The sequence below is a fragment of the Lentzea sp. NBRC 102530 genome, from assembly GCF_030269365.1.
Classification (GTDB): Bacteria; Actinomycetota; Actinomycetes; order Mycobacteriales; family Pseudonocardiaceae; genus Lentzea.
The window spans coordinates 357,917-376,210 of the sequence record NZ_BSTF01000007.1; the positions used below are offsets into that span (position 1 = coordinate 357,917).

Annotated in this window: 18 protein-coding genes; 4 read left to right on the top strand and 14 right to left on the bottom strand. The window is 71.2% G+C overall.

What is annotated here, in order from left to right:
- Window positions 1-3 precede the first annotated feature (3 nt).
- The 5 genes from kdpB to QSK25_RS21240 are packed head-to-tail and all read right to left on the bottom strand — an operon-like array spanning window position 4 to window position 6,129.
- Window positions 4-2,049 carry a potassium-transporting ATPase subunit KdpB gene (gene kdpB, locus QSK25_RS21220; RefSeq protein WP_285640560.1) on the bottom strand — a complete coding sequence of 682 codons (2,046 nt, stop codon included), beginning with the start codon at window positions 2,047-2,049 and terminating at the stop codon, window positions 4-6.
- Window positions 2,046-3,683: a potassium-transporting ATPase subunit KdpA gene (gene kdpA / locus QSK25_RS21225; protein ID WP_285640561.1), complete on the bottom strand. Its 1,638-nt coding sequence runs from the start codon at window positions 3,681-3,683 to the stop codon at window positions 2,046-2,048. The genes kdpB and kdpA overlap by 4 nt, the downstream gene beginning before the upstream one ends.
- Entirely contained in the window at window positions 3,683-3,784 is a 102-nt protein-coding gene (gene kdpF, locus QSK25_RS21230; protein WP_285640562.1) for a K(+)-transporting ATPase subunit F, read from the bottom strand. Before kdpF ends, kdpA begins: the two co-directional genes overlap by 1 nt.
- Complete coding sequence (locus QSK25_RS21235) at window positions 3,781-4,089, bottom strand: hypothetical protein (RefSeq protein WP_285640563.1); 309 nt, start codon at window positions 4,087-4,089, stop codon at window positions 3,781-3,783. The genes kdpF and QSK25_RS21235 overlap by 4 nt, the downstream gene beginning before the upstream one ends.
- A 57-nt stretch (window positions 4,090-4,146) precedes the next feature.
- Window positions 4,147-6,129 carry an APC family permease gene (locus QSK25_RS21240; RefSeq protein WP_285640564.1) on the bottom strand — a complete coding sequence of 661 codons (1,983 nt, stop codon included), beginning with the start codon at window positions 6,127-6,129 and terminating at the stop codon, window positions 4,147-4,149.
- 173 nt (window positions 6,130-6,302) lie between these two features.
- On the opposite strand from QSK25_RS21240, the gene QSK25_RS21245 reads away from it, so the two are divergent.
- Genes QSK25_RS21245 through QSK25_RS21260 form a run of 4 tightly spaced genes read left to right on the top strand, consistent with a single transcriptional unit; the run spans window position 6,303 to window position 10,389 of the window.
- On the top strand, window positions 6,303-7,028 hold the full coding sequence (locus tag QSK25_RS21245; RefSeq protein ID WP_285640565.1) for a GntR family transcriptional regulator: 726 nt from the start codon (window positions 6,303-6,305) through the stop codon (window positions 7,026-7,028).
- A 1-nt stretch (window position 7,029) separates the two neighbouring features.
- Window positions 7,030-8,031, top strand: coding sequence for an ADP-ribosylglycohydrolase family protein (locus QSK25_RS21250; RefSeq protein WP_285640566.1), 1,002 nt, complete (start codon window positions 7,030-7,032; stop codon window positions 8,029-8,031).
- 32 nt (window positions 8,032-8,063) lie between these two features.
- On the top strand, window positions 8,064-9,440 hold the full coding sequence (locus QSK25_RS21255; protein ID WP_285640568.1) for a purine-cytosine permease family protein: 1,377 nt from the start codon (window positions 8,064-8,066) through the stop codon (window positions 9,438-9,440).
- Window positions 9,433-10,389 (top strand): PfkB family carbohydrate kinase, encoded by a 957-nt coding sequence (locus tag QSK25_RS21260; protein ID WP_285640569.1) that lies wholly within the window; start codon window positions 9,433-9,435, stop codon window positions 10,387-10,389. Before QSK25_RS21255 ends, QSK25_RS21260 begins: the two co-directional genes overlap by 8 nt.
- Window positions 10,390-10,564: 175 nt before the next feature.
- Here the strand turns inward: QSK25_RS21260 and QSK25_RS21265 are convergent, their stop codons facing one another.
- The 9 genes from QSK25_RS21265 to QSK25_RS21305 form a co-directional block, all read right to left on the bottom strand.
- Entirely contained in the window at window positions 10,565-10,897 is a 333-nt protein-coding gene (locus QSK25_RS21265; protein ID WP_285640571.1) for a hypothetical protein, read from the bottom strand.
- Complete coding sequence (locus QSK25_RS21270; protein ID WP_285640573.1) at window positions 10,887-11,795, bottom strand: oxidoreductase; 909 nt, start codon at window positions 11,793-11,795, stop codon at window positions 10,887-10,889. Before QSK25_RS21270 ends, QSK25_RS21265 begins: the two co-directional genes overlap by 11 nt.
- A 72-nt stretch (window positions 11,796-11,867) precedes the next feature.
- The gene (locus tag QSK25_RS21275) at window positions 11,868-12,251 is read right to left on the bottom strand and encodes an ATP-binding protein (RefSeq protein WP_285640575.1); all 384 of its coding nucleotides are present in this window, start codon (window positions 12,249-12,251) and stop codon (window positions 11,868-11,870) included.
- Window positions 12,248-13,807 carry a fused response regulator/phosphatase gene (locus tag QSK25_RS21280; protein ID WP_285640576.1) on the bottom strand — a complete coding sequence of 520 codons (1,560 nt, stop codon included), beginning with the start codon at window positions 13,805-13,807 and terminating at the stop codon, window positions 12,248-12,250. Before QSK25_RS21280 ends, QSK25_RS21275 begins: the two co-directional genes overlap by 4 nt.
- On the bottom strand, window positions 13,804-15,528 hold the full coding sequence (locus QSK25_RS21285; protein WP_285640577.1) for an ATP-binding response regulator: 1,725 nt from the start codon (window positions 15,526-15,528) through the stop codon (window positions 13,804-13,806). The genes QSK25_RS21280 and QSK25_RS21285 overlap by 4 nt, the downstream gene beginning before the upstream one ends.
- Window positions 15,525-16,562, bottom strand: a complete 1,038-nt coding sequence (locus QSK25_RS21290) for an ATP-binding SpoIIE family protein phosphatase (RefSeq protein WP_285640579.1) — start codon at window positions 16,560-16,562, stop codon at window positions 15,525-15,527. The genes QSK25_RS21285 and QSK25_RS21290 overlap by 4 nt, the downstream gene beginning before the upstream one ends.
- Window positions 16,550-16,963, bottom strand: a complete 414-nt coding sequence (locus QSK25_RS21295) for an anti-sigma regulatory factor (RefSeq protein WP_285640580.1) — start codon at window positions 16,961-16,963, stop codon at window positions 16,550-16,552. Before QSK25_RS21295 ends, QSK25_RS21290 begins: the two co-directional genes overlap by 13 nt.
- Window positions 16,963-17,331, bottom strand: a complete 369-nt coding sequence (locus QSK25_RS21300) for an STAS domain-containing protein (protein ID WP_285640582.1) — start codon at window positions 17,329-17,331, stop codon at window positions 16,963-16,965. Before QSK25_RS21300 ends, QSK25_RS21295 begins: the two co-directional genes overlap by 1 nt.
- Window positions 17,331-18,182, bottom strand: coding sequence for an STAS domain-containing protein (locus QSK25_RS21305; RefSeq protein WP_285640583.1), 852 nt, complete (start codon window positions 18,180-18,182; stop codon window positions 17,331-17,333). The genes QSK25_RS21300 and QSK25_RS21305 overlap by 1 nt, the downstream gene beginning before the upstream one ends.
- Between the last annotated feature and the right edge of the window lie 112 nt (window positions 18,183-18,294).

Below are 18,294 nucleotides of genomic sequence, written 5' to 3' on the forward strand. Positions count from 1 at the left end.
GGTTCAGCCGATCCCGGGGATGAGTCGCACGAGCAGGTCGATCAGCCAGATCCCGGCGAACGGCGTCACGACGCCGCCCAGGCCGTAGATCAGCAGGTTGCGCCGGAGCAGGGCGCTTGCACTGGACGGCCGGTACCGGACGCCCTTCAGGGCCAGCGGGATCAGCGCCACGATCACCAGGGCGTTGAAGATCACCGCCGACAAGATCGCGGACTGCGGCGTGGCCAGGTGCATGATGTTGAGCTTGTCCAGCGCCGGGTAGATCGCCGCGAACATCGCGGGCAGGATCGCGAAGTACTTCGCCAGGTCGTTGGCGACGGAGAACGTCGTCAGCGCACCCCGCGTGATCAGCAACTGCTTGCCGATCTCCACGATCTCGATCAGCTTGGTGGGGTCCGAGTCGAGGTCCACCATGTTCCCGGCCTCCTTGGCCGCGGACGTCCCGGTGTTCATCGCCACGCCGACGTCGGACTGCGCGAGCGCCGGTGCGTCGTTCGTGCCGTCACCGGTCATCGCGACGAGCCGGCCGCCCTCCTGCTCCTTGCGGATCAGGGCCATCTTGTCCTCGGGCTTGGCCTCGGCGAGGAAGTCGTCGACACCGGCCTCGGCGGCGATCGCCCTGGCGGTCAACGGGTTGTCGCCGGTGACCATGACCGTGCGGATGCCCATCGCGCGCAGCTCGGCGAAGCGTTCCTTCATGCCGGGCTTTACGACGTCGCTCAGCCTGATGACCCCGAGCACCCGGTCGTTCTCGGCGACGACGAGCGGCGTGCCGCCCTGGCCGCTGATCTCGTCCACGATCTCGCGGGCCGTGCCGGGCAGGTCGAACGCGGACGCGGCACCCTTGCGGATGCGACGGTCCCCCAGGTCGATGCCGGACACGCGGGTCTGCGCCGTGAACGGCACGAACTCGCCGGTCTTCTCGTGATCGCTCGCCTCGGCGGGCAGGCCGTACCTCTCCACGCACAGCTCGACGACGCTGCGACCCTCGGGCGTGCCGTCGGCCAGGCTCGACAGGCGGCAGGCCTCCGCCAGCGTCCGCTCGTCCGTGCCGTTGACCGCGATGAACTCGGTCGCGCGCCGGTTGCCCCAGGTGATGGTGCCGGTCTTGTCCAGCAGCAACGTGTCGATGTCGCCCGCGGCCTCCACCGCCTTGCCGGACGTGGCCAGGACGTTGCGCTGCACGAGCCGGTCCATGCCCGCGATGCCGATGGCGGACAGCAGCGCGCCGATCGTCGTCGGGATCAGGCAGACCAGCAACGCGGTCAGCACGATCACCGACTGCTCGCCGCCGGAGTAGATCGCGAACGGCTGCAACGCGACGACCGCGAGCATGAAGATGATCGTCAGCGTGGACAGCAGGATCGTCAGCGCGATCTCGTTCGGCGTCTTCTGCCGCTCCGCGCCTTCGACGAGAGCGATCATCCGGTCCACGAAGGACTCGCCGGGCTTGGTGGTGATCCGCACGACGATCCGGTCCGACAGCACGGTCGTGCCACCCGTGACCGCACAACGGTCACCACCCGATTCGCGAATGACCGGCGCGGACTCCCCGGTGATCGCCGACTCGTCGACGGTCGCGATGCCCTCGACCACGTCGCCGTCGCCGGGGATCACCTCGCCCGCCTCGACCACGACCAGGTCGCCGATCTTGAGCTCGGTACCGGCCACGACGTCACCGTTCACGAGCCGCGCGACCGCGTCCTTCTTGGTCTTGCGCAACGACTCGGCCTGCGCCTTGCCCCGGCCTTCCGCGACGGCCTCGGCGAGGTTCGCGAACAGGACCGTGAACCACAGCCACAGCGTGACGGCGACGTTGAAGACGTTCGGGTCCGTGACCGCGAAGAACGTGACCAGCAGCGAACCGACCCACACGACGAACATGACGGGGTTGCGCAACTGGTGGCGCGGGTCGAACTTGCGCAGTGCGTCCGGAAAGGACTTGAGCAGCTGCTTGGGGTCGAAGACACCGGCGCCGACCTGGTGGCCCGGGTTCTCCGCGGGCCGGGAGCGGTTCTCTTCCGGAGACCGCTGAAGTGTGCTGGTCACAGCAAAGCCTCCGCGATGGGACCAAGAGCGAGAGCGGGAACGAACGTGAGCGCGGCGACGAGCACGACGCTGGCGCCGAGCAGGGTGGCGAAGAGCGGCCCGGTGGTGGGCAGCGTGCCCGACGTGACCGGCACCTTCTTCTGCGCCGCCAGGGAACCCGCGAGCGCGAGCACCGCGATGATCGGCACGAACCGGCCGAACAGCATGCACAGGCCGAGTGACGACTGGAACCAGTCGCTGGTCACCGTGATGCCGCCGAACGCGCTGCCGTTGTTGTTGGAGGCCGACGCGTAGGCGTAGAGGATCTCCGACAGGCCGTGCTCGCCCGGGTTGTTCAACGCTCCCTGCGTGCTCGGCAGCACGGCGGCGATGCCGGCGCCGATCAGCAGCACGGTCGGCATCGCGAGGATCGACACCGCGGCGGCGGTGACCTCGCGGCGGCCGAGCTTCTTGCCGAGGTACTCGGGCGTGCGGCCGACCATGAGGCCCGCCAGGAACATCGCGATGATCGCCATCACCAGGATGCTGTAGAGGCCGGTGCCGACACCGCCGGGCGTCATCTCGCCGAACAGCATGTTCAGCAACGTGCCGCCACCGCCGAGACCGGTGTAGCTGTCGTGCCACGAGTTGACCGCGCCGGTCGACGTGCCCGTGGTGGAGTTCGCGAAGAGTGCGCTGGCGGCGACGTCGAAGCGGAGTTCCTTGCCTTCCAACGGCCTGATGCCGTTCGCCTCGGCGGCCCAGATGACCGCGAGCATCGCGGACCAGATGGTGCCCATGACGCCCAGCAGCACGTAGCCCTGCTTCGGCTGGCCGACCATCCGCCCGAACGTGCGGGTCAGCGCGACCGGGACGACCAGCAGCAGGAAGATCTCGACGAGGTTGCTCCACTCGTTCGGGTTCTCGAACGGGTGCGCGGAGTTCGCGTTGAGGACGCCGCCACCGTTGGTGCCGAGCTCCTTGATGGCCTCCTGCGAGGCGACGGGCGCGTTCGCGACGGTCTGGCCGTCGACGTCCACACCGGACTTGAGCGACATCGTGACGCCCAGCGCGATCAGCACGATCGCGAAGACGAACGCCATCGGCAGCAGGATCCGCAGCGTGCCGCGGACGAGGTCGACCCAGAAGTTGCCGAGCCGGTCCGTCTGGTGCCGCACGAAACCGCGGATCAACGCGACCGCGACGGCGAGACCGACGGCGGCCGACACGAAGTTCTGCACGGTGAGGCCGATCATCTGGACCGTGTGGCCCAGGACGGCCTCCGGCACGTACGACTGCCAGTTCGTGTTGGTGACGAAGCTGATCGCCGTGTTGAACGCCATGCCCTCCGAGACGGTGCCGCGGTCGAAGGCGAACGGTAAGACGGACTGGATCCGCTGGATCACGTAGAGGAACACGATGCCGACGAACGAGAAGCCCAGCACGCCGAACGCGTAGGTGCTCCACTTCTGCTCGGCGTTCGGATCGATGCGGGCGAAGCGGTAGATCGCCAGCTCGACCTTCGAATGCTTCTGGTCTTCGGTTTCCTGGACGCGGAAGACGCGGGCCATGTGGTCGCCGAGCGGGCGGTACGCGACCGCCAGCGCCGCGACGAGGATGCCGACCTGCACGAGGCCTGCCACGAGGGGTGACATCAGAACTTCTCCGGCCGGACGAGTGCGACGAACAGGTAGACGATCAACGCGAGGGCGAGCACGCCCGCGACGGCGTTCGCGATCAGACCGGTGCCGCTCACAGCTTCTCCAGTCCGCGCACGGTGAGTCCCAGCACGAGGAAACTCACGATCAGCAGCAACGCGTAGGCCAGGTCGGCCATGGCGCGCTCCCTTCCGACTTCAACGAGGTTTTCCTGACGCCGGGAAGCGTGCATCAGGAAAACCCGCAGGTCAGCGCCGCCTGACAACACCTTGACACCGGCGGTGCCTTCCTTGACGGGATCTTGACGCGGAGCGATCTGCGTCTCACCCGAACGGCACGGAGAGGGGTTACCCGATGTGACCTGGACACCCGCGCAGGCGTCGATCGGGTCGGGCGTCCTCACCCGATCCGGGCGCCACCTTGACGGGCGCGGTCTTGACGGGCGCCGTCTTGACGGGCGTCAGCCTCCGACGTGGATGCCGGGCCTGCGGTCGGGGTCCGGCTCGCTCGCCCGGATGATCTCCCGCACCACCGGCGCGGTGTCGCCGCGGCCGAGCAGCAGGTACCGGAACAGGTGCCCCAGCGGGTTGCCCTCGCTCCAGGCGAAGTGGCAGTGCGGCCGCACGCCGGTGCAGTCGCGCAGGGCCAGCAGGATCGCGGCGATGGCGTTGGGCGCGGCCGGGCTGTCCGCCCGCAGGATCCGGTGCCCGTCGACCTCCACGCCGCGCACCTGGAGCACCTCGCTGAAGTCCGACGGGTCGACCACGTCGATCTCCAGGAACAGCACGTCCGCCGTGCCGGGCACCGGGTTCGTGCCGCGTTGCTCGGCCTCCTTCTCGGCGTACTCGGCGGCGTCACCGGCCTGCCTGCGGTTGGCGATGAGCGTCACGGCGCCGTCGTGGGCGAGCGTGGCGGAGACGAACCGGCGGGCGGTCTCGTCGAACTCGATGTGCTCGACCCGCAGTTCGGTGGTGCGGGTGACGCGGGAGACCAGCGAGATCGCGATGATGCCGAGGATGAAGAACAACGAGATGGTGAGACCGTCGGGCTTCTCGATGACGTTCTCCACGAGCGCGTACACCAGGATGAGCGTCAGGACGGTGAACGCGGCCGCGGCTTTGCGCTGCCTCCTGCGCACCGCGGAGATGGCGACGGCGACCGACGCGGACACCATCATCGCCAGGATGCCGGTGGCGTAGGCGCCCGCCTGCGCGTTGACGTCGGCGTTGAAGACGATCGTGACCAGCACGCAGATCACCGTGTAGACGATCACCACCGGCCGCACCGCGCGCGACCAGTCCGGCGCCATGCCGTACGACGGCAGGTAGCGCGGCACGATGTTGATCAGGCCGGCCATCGCGGACGCGCCCGCGAACCAGAGGATCAGGATGCTGCTGATGTCGTAGGCCGTGCCGACGCCCTCCCCCAGCAGTTCGTGCGCGAGGTAGGCGAGCGCGCGGCCGTTGGCCTCCCCGCCGGGCCGGAACTCCTCGGCCGGGATCAGCACGGTCGTGACGAAGCTCGTGGCGATCAGGTAGACCGACATGATCAGCGCGGCCGTCGTGAGCAGCTTGCGGGTGTTGCGCACCCGGTCCGCGAGCCGCTCCTGCTCCGTCCTTCCCTTGGAGGCCACCAGCGGCATCATGCTCACGCCGGTCTCGAAACCCGACAACCCCAGCACCAGCAACGGGAACGCGAGCACCGCCGGGCCGACCGCGCCGGTGAACCCGCCGCTGGCCGTCAGCGCGTCCACCCACCGGTCGAGCACGACCGGTTCGGACAGCACCTGCACGACGCCCGCGGCCACCACCACGGCGTTGAGCAGCAGGAACACCGCGACCAGCGGAATCGCCACGCCGACGGCCTCGCTGAACCCGAGCAGGAACACCCCGCCGAGCACGAGCAACAGCACCACGGTCACCGCGACCTCGTGGCCGTGCAGGAACCCCGGCGCCAGCGGGTTCTCCAGCAGGTGCACGGTCGCGTCCGCGGACGAGAGGGTGATCGTGATGATCCACGACGTGGCCACGAACCCCAGCAGCACCAACACGAACAGCTTGCCCCGCCAGAACGGCAGCAGGTTCTCGAGCATCGCCACCGAGCCCTGCCCGTGCGGGCTCTCCTTCGCCACCCGCCGGTACATCGGCAGCATGCCGAGCAACGTCAGCGCCACGATCAACAGCGTGGCCAGCGGCGACACGGCCCCGGCCGCCAGCGCCGCGATGGCCGGCAGGTAGGACAGCGTGGAGAAGTAGTCCACGCCGGTCAGGCACATGACCTTCCACCACGACTGCGGCACGGCGTGGGTCTCGCCGCTCTCCGGGCCGACGACCGGCTGCACCCGGTGCTTCAGCAACCACCGTCCCAGCCCCGTCGCGGGGGCGGCCGGGCGCACCGGGCTCTCCACGCGGTCAGGTATCGCGTACTGCGACGTTTCGGTCATGCCCGTGCCCCCGAAGTGCTGTCCAGTCATTGGGGAACGAGTCAACTTCGCGTGAAGTCCGGCCCTCGTAAAGGCAGGAGGGGTCAGGCATCAAGATCGCGTAAAAACGGTCCGTGCGTTCGGCGATGTCCCGACACCTAGTCAGACAGGTACCGGACAGGTATGGTCCAGGTATGGACAACCAGGGTCGCGGACGATCGTCGCTCAAACGCCAGGAGGTCGCGGAACGGCTGCGCGAGGCGATCCGCTCCGGCGAGCACCCGACCGGCTCGTTGCTGCCGGGCGAGAACGAGCTGGCCCGCCGGTTCGCCGTCAGCCGCAGCACCGTCCGGGGCGCGCTCGAAGGCCTGGCCCGCGACAACCTGATCGAGACGCAGACGGGCGTCGGCTCGTTCGTCACGTTCGACGGCCGGTCGCTCGACGAGTCGCCGAGCTGGGGTCTCGCGCTCGCGATGACCGGCGTCCACACCAGGGCCGAGGTCGTGCGCGCGGAACGGGTGGTCGATCCCGACCTGGCGGCCACGGTCGGAGCGGGCGCGATGGAGTTCCTGGCGCTCGACCGGATCCGCCGGCTCGTGGGTGACGGGACCGCCGTGTCGCTGGAACGCAGCCGCGTGCCGGCGGTCGGTGCGGTGCGGCAGGTCCCCGAGTTGGGGCTCACCGACGACTCGTTGTCGGAGACCATGACGGCTTCCGGCCTGGTGCCGGCGCGGGGAGATCAGTGGATCGCGGTCGCGGCGCTGGGCGAGGCCGACGCGCGGCTGCTCGGGCGGGAGCCGGGCGAGATGTTCCTGCACACCACCCGGATCGCGCGCGACGCCGACGGGAACTTCGTCGAGAAGGTCGTGAGCTGGCTCGACCCGAAGCGGTTCCGGCTGCACGTGAGCTTCGGGGGCTGAGGTGAAGAGCAACGCGCTCGGCGCGTTCTGGGGACTGGCGCTCGGCGACGCGCTGGGGATGCCCACGCAGTCGATGTCCCGCGCGGAGATCCTCGCCGACCACGGGCCGATCACCGGACTGGTCGCCGCCGGGCCCCGGCAGCGGATCGCGCACGGCATGGCGGCGGGGTCGATCACCGACGACACCGAGCAGGCCGTGCTCCTCGCGCAGTTGCTGGTCGAGAACGACGGCGTCGTCGACCCGGTCGAACTGGCGCGGCGGCTGCTCGCGTGGGAGGACCGGATGCGCGCACGCGGGTCGCTCGACCTGCTGGGGCCGTCCACCAAGGCGGCGCTGGCGCGGCTGGAGGACGGGGTTCCCGCGGACGAGGCCGGTCGGAACGGGGCCACCAACGGAGCGGCCATGCGCATCACACCGGTCGGGATCGCCTGTGACGCCTCGGATTTGAAGTCCTTTGTGGACGTCGTCGCGCACACCAGCGCTCCCACGCACAACACGGGTCTGGGCATCGGTGCCGCGGCCGCCGTCGGCGCCGCGGTGAGCGCGGGCGTGGGTGGAGCGAGCCTGCCCGAGGCCGTCGAGGTCGCCGTCGCCGCGGCCGAGGAGGGCGGCCGGCGTGGGCACTGGGTGGCGGGCGGCACGATCGCGGCCCGGCTGCGCTGGGCACTCCCCTACTTGAAGTCGCTTTCCGTGCGTGCCCGCGAAGAGGCGTTGATCGAGGTAGTCGGCACGTCCGTGGCCGCGCAGGAGTCCGTGGTCGCGGCGCTGGCGCTCGCGGCACTGGCCGACGACCCGTGGGCCGCGCTCTGCCAGGCCGCGGGTCTCGGCGGCGACACCGACACGATCGCCGCTATGACGGGAGCCGTTCTCGGTGCGGTGCACGGGATCGAGGTCTGGCCCGCCGCCGCCGTGACGACCGTCGCGAGCGTCAACGACCTCGCACTCGACCCGCTCGTGAGCACCCTGCTCGCTCTGCGCGAAAGGCCGCGGCGCCGCCCCTGAAGCGTTTCCACCACCGTCGTCTGGAGACAGCCATGTCCACCACCACCCGCGGTGCCCTGAGCGCCGTCGAGCAGCGCGGCATCGAGCCCGTGCCGAACGCCGACCGCAACGGCAACCCCCTGCAGCTGTTCTGGGTGTGGTTCGCCGCCAACATCTCCATCCTCGGGCTGCCGCTGGGCGCCACGCTGGTCGCGTTCCAGTTCCTCAACGTCTGGCAGGCGCTGATCGTCGCGGCGGTCGGCGCGGCGGGATCGTTCGCGGTGGTCGGCGTCGTCTCGGTGGCCGGACGGCGGGGTGGCGCGCCGAGCATGACGTTGTCCCGCGCCGTGTTCGGCACGCGCGGCAACGCGGGTCCGACCCTGGTCGCCCTGGCGTCCCGCCTCGGCTGGGAGACGGTGAACACCACGACCGGGGCGTTCGTGCTGCTGTCGTTGTTCACGATCGCGTTCGGCACCGCCACCGACGCCAAGTCCGTGCCGGTGCTGACGATCGTCGCGATCGCGATCTTCGAACTGTGCACGCTGCTGGTCTCCGGCCTCGGCCACGCCGCGATCCTGGTGATCCAGAAGTGGGCGACGTGGATCTTCGGCGCGCTCAACGTCGTCGTGGGCGTCGTGCTGGTGGCCACGGTCGACTGGAACGCCGTCGCCGCGATGCCGGCGGGACCGATCACCGCGGTGCTGGCCGGGATCGGCGTGATCGCGGGCGGCACGGGCATCGGCTGGGCCAACGCGGGCGCCGACATGGCCCGCTACCAGAAGACGAGCGTGCGCGCGGGCAGGCTGATCAGCGCGAGCGCCGCCGGTGCAGGCATCCCGCTGGTGCTGCTGATCGGCCTCGGCGCCCTGCTCACCGCGGGCGACGACTCGCTGGCATCCGCGTCCGACCCGGTCGCCGCGATCCGCGAGCTGCTGCCGTCCTGGATGGCCGTGCCGTACCTGATCGCGGCGTTCGGCGGGTTGCTGCTGTCGAACCACCTGTCGGTCTACTCGGCCGGGCTGACCACGCTCACCCTCGGTGTCCGGGTGCCACGGGTGTACGCGGTGGCGCTGGACGTGACCGTCACGTTCCTCGGCGCGATCTACTTCATGCTGCTGGCCGACAACTTCTACGGCCCCTTCATCGGTTTCATCTCGCTGCTGGCCATCCCGATCACGGCCTGGCTCGGCGTGTTCCTCGTCGACATGGTCAAGCGCCGCCACTACGACCCGGACGCGCTGCTCGACATGACCCGCGCGAGCGCCTACTGGTACCAGGGCGGCGTCGAATGGCGTGCGACCGCGGCCTGGGCCGTCGCCATCGTCGCCGGGTACCTGTTGCTGGCGGGCGGTTTCAGCTCCATCGGCTGGATCGTCACGTTCGCCGTGGCGGCGGCGGGCTACTTCGCCCTGGGTGGTGCCCGTGACTGAGGCCAGGCTGATCTCGACCGGCAACGTGATCGTCGACATCGTGATGACCGTCGCCCACCTGCCGGAACCGGGCGGCGACGTCATCGCCGCGGACTCCCGGATGACCGCGGGCGGCGGCCTCAACACCCTCGTCGCCGCCCGGCGCGCCGGCCTGCCGGTGGTGTTCGCGGGCCAGTACGGCACCGGCCCGATGGCCGACATCGTCCGGGCCGCACTGCAGGAGAGCGGCGCCTCGGTCGTCCAAACAGGACTCGACGACGTGGACAGCGGCTACTGCGTCGTCCTGGTGGATCCTTCCGCCGAGCGGACGTTCGTCACCGCCGTCGGCGCGGAGGGCAGGCTGACCCGTGCCGACCTCGACCGCGTGGACGTCACCGAACGCGACCTCGTGCACGTCTCCGGCTACAGCCTCGCCCACCCGGTCAACGCGGCCGCGCTCACCGGCTGGCTGCCCGGCCTGCCCACCGGCACGCGGCTGATCACCGACCCGTCCCCGCTGGTCGGCGACCTCGACCCCGCCGTGCTCGGCCCGGTGCTGCGGCGCACCGACGTGCTGAGCGCCAACGCCCGCGAGGCGGCCGTCGCGACCGGTCTCACCGACCTCGCGGCCGCCGCCTCCGCCCTGACCGGACGCATCCGCCCCGGAGGGCTGGTCGTCGTGCGGGACGGTGCGGCGGGCTGCTGGCTGGCCGGGTCGCAGGTGCGGGAACCGGTGCTGGTCCCCGGTTTCCCGGTGCACGCCGTCGACAGCAACGGCGCCGGTGACGCCCACGCCGGGGTGCTGGCGGCCGGGCTCGCCGCCGGGCTCCCACCTCAGCAGGCCGCGCGCCGGGCCAACGCGGCCGCCGCGCTCGCCGTCACCCGGTCCGGTCCGGCCACGAGTCCTGACGCGGCCGAGGTCGACGCGTTCCTGGGCGGTGGTGGCGCGATCCTGCGGGAGAGCCGGTAGCGGCACGTCCAGCGTTGTCCCAGAACGGTTCGGGAAAGGGGCAGCACGGGTGGACGGCTGGAACGCCCTGACCACGTACCGGCGGTTGCAGCGGCTGATGAACGAGCTCGGGGCGTCGTCGCGGTTCCAGGCGGGGTCGCTGGCGGAGCGCCGCGGCTGGCTGTGACGCGCCGCCTCACCCGGCCGTTCGATCACCGAGTTCGGTGTTCGCGAACCAGCACCCGGCCCCCTGCGGAGCCCAGCCGAACTCCTGCGCCTGCTCGATGACGCGGGCGATGAGCTCGCCGGGCTCTCCGCCCCACCTCTCGAAGCCGCTGTCGCCGAGTTCCCCGGGCACCACGAGGCCGCCTCGGACCAGGGTGTCGAGGAGGTCGCGGAACTCGTCGCCGAAATCCGCGCTGCTCGACTCCGAGACCTGCCGCGCGGCCCAGATGATCCGGTCCAGCGACACCCAGTCGTCCACGCCGTCCAGCAGGAGTTCGCGGACCGCCTCCTGACTACTCGGCACGGTCCTTCTGCTCCGCCAGCGGGAAGCTCACCCCGGTGAGCCGTTCCGACGTCTCCCACAGCCGCCCCGCCAGCACCGGGTCGCTGGCCGCCGCCGACCGCCCCACCAGCGCGGGGTGGCCGTGCAGCTCGAACCGGCCGTCCGGCCCGACGTAGCTCGCGCCCGGCAGGTCCTGGGTCGCCGCGTACAGCGACGGCAGCGCGCCCTGCAGTTCGGTCTGGGCCAGGTGGCGCCCGGCGAAGTGGACGATCTTGACCAGGTAGGGGTTGCGGCCCTTGGTGCCCAGGTTGCTCGCCGTGTAGCCGGGGTGCGACGACAACGCGAGCACCGGCGACCCGGCAGAGCGCAGGCGGCGGTCCAGCTCGAGGGTGAACAGCAGGTTCGCGAGCTTCGAGCGGCCGTAGGCCTTCGCCGCCGTGTAGCCGGCGCGGGCCATGTCCAGGTCGTCGAGGTCGAGCACGCCCACCTTGTGCGCGCCGGAGGCCACCGTCACCACGCGGCCGGTGATCGACGGCAGCAGCAGGTTGGTCAGCGCGAAGTGGCCCAGGTGGTTGGTGCCGAACTGGAGCTCGAACCCGTCGGCCGTGCGGCCGAACGGCGTCATCGCCACCCCGGCGTTGTTGACCAGGACGTCGAGGTCGCCCTGCCAGCCCTCGGCGAACGCCCGCACGGACGCGAGGTTCGCCAGGTCCAGCGCTCGGACCTCGGTGGTGCCGGACATGGCGGCCGCCGCCCGTTCACCGGCGGCGACGTCACGGACCGCCAGCACGGTGCGGGCCCCTGCGGCGGCGAAGGCGGTGGCGGTGCCCCGGCCCACCCCGCTGGCGGCACCCGTCACGACGACGGTGCGCCCGGTCAGGTCGGGAAGGTCCTCGGCGGCCCACCGGTGCTTCGTCATGATCGCCAGCCTAGGGCCTGTGTCGAAGCCCGGTCCGATGGGAGTCCCGCCCGAGATGGGCCGTCCGGGTCGTCAGCTGACGCAGGCCACCACGGCGAAGACCGTCTTGCCGGTCACCACGCCCGGCCGCCAGCCCCATTCGCGGGAGATGTTGTCCACGACGACGATTCCCCTGCCCCGGTTCTCCCCCAGGCGGGACCGGCCGTACACGGGCTGGGCGGGCGAGCCGTCGTCCACCTCCACCGTCACCTCGCACGGGTCGTGACCCAGCAGGAGGCGCAGGCGGCCGGTGCTCGGCGTGTGGTCGAGGACGTTCGTCACGAGCTCGGTCACCACGAGCTGGACGTCGTAGAGGTGGTCCTCGCCGAGCATCCGCAGGACCGTCGTGAGCTGCCTGCGCAGCGACGACATCGACATGCCGGGTTCCACGGGCAGGTCCGCCACCAGGGCCGTCATCCGAGCCGTCGCAGCAACAGCAGCGCGATGTCGTCCTGCTTGCCCTGGCCCAGTTCGGTGAGCAGGCGGTCGGCCAGGTCGTCCATGTCCTCGGTGTTCGACACGGTGCCGCGCAGCTTCTCCATGCCCTCGTCCAGGTCGACGCCCGGCCGTTCGACCAGGCCATCGGTGATCAGCAGGACGGTGGTGCCGGGCGGCAACGGCAGTTCGGTGGCTTCCGGGCGGGCCAGCCCGATGCCCAGCAACGGGCCGTGGACGCCGGCGTAGCGCGCGCCCTGGTCGTCGACGACGAGAGGCGGGACGTGGCCCGCGTTCGCGACGGCCATCGTGCCCGTCGCCAGGTCCACGCGCAGCAGGCACATCGTGGTCAGCCCGCCGATCGGGTGGAAGCGCTGGAGCAGGGCGTCGACCCGGCGCAGGATCTCCGCCGGCCGGTGCCCGTCGACGGCGTACGCGCGCAACGTGTGCCGCACCTCCGCCATGACGGTGGCGGCTTCGATCGAGTGGCCGCACACGTCCCCGATGGCGATCAGCACGTGGTCGTCGAGCTCGATGACGTCGTAGAAGTCGCCGCCGATCTCGGCGTTGCTCGACGCCGGCACGTACCTCGCCGTCATCGGCAGCGCCGGGTTCCTCGGCAACGTGCGGGGCAGCAGGCTGCGTTGCAACGTCAGCGCGAGCGAGTGCTCCTCCGCGAACGTGTGCAGGCCCTCCGCCGCGAGCGCCGTCGCCTGACCGAGCTGGCGCAGCAGGTTGCGGTCCTCGTCGCTCGTCACCGCCGTCCACGCGACCGCGATGCCGATGGGCGGCCTGCGCGGCTTGGTGCGCACCAGCACCACCGCGGCGGGCTGCACCGGGTGCCACGGCGCGGGACCGTCCTCGACGAGCGCGACGCCGACGCCGGACAGCCGGGCCGACATCCACTGCTCGACCTCGGCGATGTCCGGCCGGTCAGGAGGACCGACGCCCGCCGCCGCGACGCGCAGGGAGTTCGACGGGGTGGTGAGGACCGCGGTCGCCGCCGTGCCGAGCACGTCCGCGGCCCCGATCGCGGCCGCCTCGGCGAGCGCGTCGAACGTCGTCGCGGCGTTGATGGCGAACGTGGCGGTGGTCAGCCGGGTCAGCCGGGCGGCCAGGTGCTCGGCGAGGGCGCGGGCGCGGTGGTAACGCAGCGCCGCCTCGACGTTGGCGAGCAGCTCCCCCGGATCGACCGGCTCGGTCAGGTAGGCGTCCGCGCCGCGGGTGAGGCCGGTGACCTTGTCCTCGGGCTCGATGTAGGTCGCCGACAGCATCACGACGGGGATCGAGCTCGTGCGGGGATCCGACTTGATCCGCTCCGTGACGTCGTAGCCGCTCATGTCGGGCAGGTGCACGTCGAGCAGGATCAGGTCGAACGAGTCCGCTTCCAGCGCGACGAGCGCCTCGGCCGCCGTGGTCGCCTCGACGACCGTGTGACCGTTGCGGCGCAACCAGGTGCACGCGATGAAGCGGCTCGCTTCGAGGTCGTCGACCACGAGGACCCTGGCCGGTCCGCCGCCCATGGCTGTCGGGTTCATCGGCTGTCCGTTCTGCGTGCGGTGAGCTGGGCGTCCCTGATCGCCCGGGACACCGTTTCCGGCGAGATCCGGGCCTCGTGCAGCATCGCCGCGCCGAGACCGTGCACGCTGCGCGCCAGACCACCGGGATCGTCGCCGCACACGATGACCACTGGTACCCCGGCGAGTTCTGGATCAAGCCTCAGCACCGACAGCACCGCACTGCCGCTCATCACCGGCGCGCCCGCGTGCACCACGACCAGGTCGGGCCGCCGCTGCTTCGCGAGGTTCAGGGCGCTGCGGCCGTCGCCGGTCTCGACGACCTCGGCGGCGATGCCCGTCAACGCGTCGCGGAGCCGGGCGCGGCCCGCCTCGTCGCCGTCCGCGATCACCGCGCACGCGACCGGCGCGGCCTGGACGAGCTCGTCCTTCGCGGTGGGCAGGGTCAGCACGACCTCGGTGCCGACGCCCGGTGTGCTGCTCAGCGTCAGGGTCCCGCCGAGGATCTCGGCGAGCTTGCGCGCGTAGGACAGGCCGAGGCCCGTGCCGCCGGCACCGACCTGCAGCGCGTTCGGCACCTGGTAGAACTCCTCGAACACCCTGGTCTGCTCGCCGGCCGGGATGCCGATTCCGGTGTCCACGACGACGAAGCGGACCTCGTCGGGTCCGGGGCCCGCCTCGGCGGTGAAGCGGATCTCGCCGCGCTTGGTGAACTTGACGGCGTTGGACAGCACGTTGCGCAGGATCCGCACGAGCATCGTCTCGTCGGTGACCAGCGGCGGCAGCGCGGGCGTCTCGTCGACGACCAGCTTCACGTCACCGGAGCGCAGCAACGGCCGCACCGCCGACCGCAGCTGGGAGATCACGTAGTCGAGCGCGACCGGCGCCGGTCGCGGCTGGAGGCTGCCGGACTCGGCCTTGGCGGTGTCGAGCAGTTCGTTCACCAGGGCGAGCAACGTCGCCGCGGACTCGTTGATCAGGTCCACGTGGTGGCGCTGGTCGTCGGTCATGGGGTCGCCGCCCGGCCCGCCGAGCAGCCGGGTCAGGCCGACCACCGAGTTGATCGGGCCGCGCAGCTCGTGGCTGATGTTGGACCAGAACCGGATCCGGGCGGCGGCCGCCTCGCGCAGTTCGGCGGACTTGGCGTCGAGTTCGGCGTAGAGGGCGACCACGCCCTGGTTGGTCTGCTCCAGCTCGTCGGACAGCTCCTGGTAGAGCGCGACGACACCGCGGTTGGTCTCCTCGAGCTCGGCGTTGAGCCGTTCCAGCTCCTTGCTCTTGGCCTCCAGGTGCTCGAGCGTCTCCAGCAGTTCCTGGTTCTGGGTGCGGAGTTCGTCGAGCGCGGTGGTGCCGGTGCTGTCGCGCAGGTCGTCCAGCAACGCGCCGTCGGGGACGACGGCGCGCGGGACGTGCTTCACGAGCGTCACGCCGGTCGAGGTCGTGAGCATCTCGTTCATCAGCCTGCGCGCGGTGTCCCAGCCGGGTCCTGCCGCGGTGACCGGCGCGTGCCAGGTCAGTTCGACGAGCAGGGCCGCGACCGGGGCGCGCCGCAACCGGAAGACCGCGGTCGTGCTGACCTCCTGGCGCACGAGTTCCCGGCCGAGGTCGCTCAACGCCGTCGCCACGCGGATCTGGTCCTGGCCGTCGAGCCCCACCGACGCCGCGACCTGCCGGCCCCGCTGCCGGAGCAGGAACACGTCGGGCTCCTCGCCGACCACGAGGCGCAGCAGGTCGGTGGTCATGCCGGTCTGGCCACGAGCACGCAGGCGTCGTCCCTGCGCACCCCCGCCTCGCGCAGCAACGTCGCCGCGATCAGCAGGGGCGGGTCGGCGCGCAGGTCGCTGCACTGCTCGGGGCCCCAGCGCTCGGTGAGGCCGTCGGAGTGCAGCACCACCACGGCGCGTTCCGGGAGCTGGTAGTCGAACGCGCGGATCGTGCGCGCCTGGTGACCCGCCACGCCGGGCACCGAGATCATGCCGTGCTTGCGGTCGTCGCCGAGCACGGCCGCGGCGATGTTGCCGAGCCCGCAGAAGCGCACGGTCCTGGCGCGGAGGTCGAGGTCGGCGACCGCCACCGCTCCCCCGCGCGTGCCCCGCAACGCGGTGTGCAGGCGTGCGACCGCCTGCTCCGGCGGCAGGAAGGGCTGTTCGCGGAACAGGCGCACCGCGATGTCCGAGGCCGCCGCCGCGAGCGGTCCGTGCCCGGAGCCGTCGCACATCATCAACGTCATGCGGTCGGCGGTGCGGCAGGCCGCGTAGGCGTCACCGCACATCTCCTCACCGCTGATCGGCCTGGTCAGCCCAGCCGCGGGTTCGTCGCCCCACTCGGGCTTCCAGTCGAGCACGGGCGCGAACCTCGCGACCAGCGCGGTGCCCGCGCCGAACCGGGACGTCATCGCGCAGGAGGTCGCGAGCCGCGCCACGGCACCGAGCCCCACGCCGAGCGTGCCGGTCGTGGAGTGCCCGTCCTCCCACGCCAGCGCCAGATCCGCGATGCCGGGCCCGCGGTCGATCGCGACGACCTCCACGGCCGCGTCGTGCTCTCCCCGCACCGACCGGATCAGCACGACGCCGTCCCAGGCGTGCTTGTGCAGGTTCGTCCCGATCTCGGTGGCGGCGAGGCCGATCTCGGCGGTGCGGTTCGCGGTGAACCCCAGCCGTTCGGCCAGGGACGTGACCGCCCGGCGGATCCTGCCCACGTGGGCGGTCTCCTCCACCGGCAGCCACGCCTCGTCGCGCACCAGCGGCAGGCACTGCGCCGCAGTCACCTCTTCCACTTGGTCACCGTCACGACCGTGCCGCGGCCGACCTCGGTGTCGAGGTCGAACAGGTCCACCAGGCGGCGGGCGCCGCTCAGGCCGAGCCCGAGTCCGCTGCCGCTGCTCCAGCCGTCGGCGAGGGCGAGGGTGAGGTCCGGGATGCCCGGCCCCTCGTCGTGGAACGAGGCGCGCACGCCGGCGCGGCGCCCGTCGCTGACCTGCTCGACGCGGGCGAACCCTCCCCCGCCGTAGATGAGCGTGTTGCGCGCGAGCTCGCTCGCCGCGGTGACCAGTTTCGTCTGGTCCACCAACGAGAGCTTGGTGTCCTGCGCGTACGTGCGCACGAGCTGGCGCACCCGGACCACGTCGTCGTCCCCGCTGATCGGCAGCTCCTCCGGCCCTTCGGACCGGGGCGGCATCAGGCGTCCCGCGTTCGGAGCTGCTCGAGGATCTTCATGCCGCGTTCCAGGTCGAGCGCGGTCCGCACGCCGCCGAGCGTGAGACCCAGTTCCACCAGCGTGATCGCCACCGCCGGGCGCATGCCCACGACCACCGTGTCGGCGTCGAACAGCCGGGAGATCGACGCGATCGTGGCGAACATCCGCCCGATGAAGGAGTCGACGATCTCGACCGCCGAGATGTCGATGACCACGCCGTGCGCACCGGTGGCGCTGATCTTCTCCGCCAGGTCCTCCTGCAGGGCCAGCACGCTCTGGTCCTGCAGGTCGATCTGGATGGAGACGAGCAGCACACCACCGATCTTCAGGATCGGGACGCGTTGGTCCATCACTGGGCCTCGCGGCGCACGACGTCGACGCCTTCGCGGCGCAGCGCGTGCCGCAGCGCGTCGGCGAGCGAGGCCTTGGTGACGATGTCACCGAACTCGATGCCCAGCGCCACGATCGTCTGCGCGATCTGCGGGCGGATGCCCGACACGATGCACTCCGCGCCCATCAGCCGGGCCGCGACGACCGTCTTGAGCAGGTGTTGCGCGACCTGCGTGTCGACGGCGAACACCCCGGTGATGTCGATGATCGCGTGCTCGGACCCGGTCTCGACGAGCGCTTCCAGCAGCTTCTCCATCACGACCTGGGTGCGGGCGGAGTCGAGCGTGCCGACCAGCGGCACCGCCAGCACGCCCTCCCAGATCTTCACCACCGGCGTGGTGAGCTCCAGCAACTGCTCGGACTGCTCGCGGATGATCTCGTCACGAGCCCGCGCGTAGAACTCGAACGTCAGCAGGCCGAGCGCGTCCAGCAGCCCGGAGAACGCCATGAGCTGGCGGAACATCTGCGGGTCGTCGCTGTTCTCGGTGAGGTCGAAGACCTGCCGCTTGAGGGAGAACACGCTCGCCGCCGTCTCGGACGGGGTGAAGCCCGCCCGCACCCGCGTGCGCGAGTACTCCTCCAGCAGCGACCGGATCTCGGCGAACTCGGGCCCGCCGGTGTCCTTGCCGTCCCGCCCGACCAGGGGCAGCAACGCCGCGAAGAACTCCTTGAAGTCGGCCTCGAGCTCCACCCGCGTCGACCGCCCGCGCAGCAGCGCGGCGACCGCGCTCACCCACTGGTCGATCAGGGGTTCGCTGTTGGCGCGCAACAGGTCGGTCAGGGTCTGGGCGCGCTCCGCGTCCGCAGTCACACAGGTCTCCTCAGGCAGCCGGCACACGACGAACTCGGCAGGGAGTTCCACCGCGCCGACTGTTTGACGCCCCACCTGCCGCCCGCAGCCTACAGGCGATCTTCCGGGGCGA

What these genes read in the sequence shown, in the direction of transcription:
- QSK25_RS21300 (WP_285640582.1), bottom strand. Translation starts at nt 17,331, where the DNA reads ATGGACCAACGCGTCCCGATCCTGAAGATCGGTGGTGTGCTGCTCGTC.
- QSK25_RS21275 (WP_285640575.1), bottom strand. Translation starts at nt 12,251, where the DNA reads ATGACGGCCCTGGTGGCGGACCTGCCCGTGGAACCCGGCATGTCGATG.
- kdpA (WP_285640561.1), bottom strand. Translation starts at nt 3,683, where the DNA reads ATGTCACCCCTCGTGGCAGGCCTCGTGCAGGTCGGCATCCTCGTCGCG.
- QSK25_RS21285 (WP_285640577.1), bottom strand. Translation starts at nt 15,528, where the DNA reads ATGACCACCGACCTGCTGCGCCTCGTGGTCGGCGAGGAGCCCGACGTG.
- QSK25_RS21270 (WP_285640573.1), bottom strand. Translation starts at nt 11,795, where the DNA reads ATGACGAAGCACCGGTGGGCCGCCGAGGACCTTCCCGACCTGACCGGG.
- QSK25_RS21255 (WP_285640568.1), top strand. Translation starts at nt 8,064, where the DNA reads ATGTCCACCACCACCCGCGGTGCCCTGAGCGCCGTCGAGCAGCGCGGC.
- QSK25_RS21240 (WP_285640564.1), bottom strand. Translation starts at nt 6,129, where the DNA reads ATGACCGAAACGTCGCAGTACGCGATACCTGACCGCGTGGAGAGCCCG.
- QSK25_RS21245 (WP_285640565.1), top strand. Translation starts at nt 6,303, where the DNA reads ATGGACAACCAGGGTCGCGGACGATCGTCGCTCAAACGCCAGGAGGTC.
- QSK25_RS21295 (WP_285640580.1), bottom strand. Translation starts at nt 16,963, where the DNA reads ATGCCGCCCCGGTCCGAAGGGCCGGAGGAGCTGCCGATCAGCGGGGAC.
- QSK25_RS21280 (WP_285640576.1), bottom strand. Translation starts at nt 13,807, where the DNA reads ATGAACCCGACAGCCATGGGCGGCGGACCGGCCAGGGTCCTCGTGGTC.